This window comes from Streptomyces sp. BE20 (assembly GCF_036322525.1).
Taxonomy (GTDB): Bacteria; Actinomycetota; Actinomycetes; order Streptomycetales; family Streptomycetaceae; genus Kitasatospora.
In genome coordinates, this window is record NZ_JAQYWW010000113.1 from 1 (window position 1) to 338 (window position 338).

At 68.9% G+C, this 338-nt stretch carries 1 pseudogene; it reads right to left on the reverse strand.

Annotated elements, in window-relative coordinates:
- Positions 1-205, reverse strand: a pseudogene (locus tag PUR61_RS00555) (hypothetical protein); the annotation flags it as partial.
- Positions 206-338: the final 133 nt, after the last annotated feature.

Sequence of the window (338 nt, forward strand, 5' to 3'; positions counted from 1 at the left end):
TGGCCAGCTCGTTGACCGACTCGGTCAGGTCCTGCCAGGTGCCGTCCACGCCCGGCACGCGGGCCTGGCCGCCCAGCATCCCGTCGGTGCCCACCTCGCGGGCCACCCGGGTGACCTCGTCGGCGAACGAGGACAGCTGGTCGACCATGGTGTTGAGGGTGGTGTTCAGCGCCTGGACCTCGCCCTGCGCGTCGACGTAGATCTTGACTCGTTCGCCCACTCTTTCACTAGTGTAGGCTCTGAGGTTCTTACGGAGGGGAGCCTGGGCGGCCAGGCCCGCGTGCCGGGCGTGGACGGCACCTGGCAGGACCTGACCGAGTCGGTCAACGAGCTGGCCA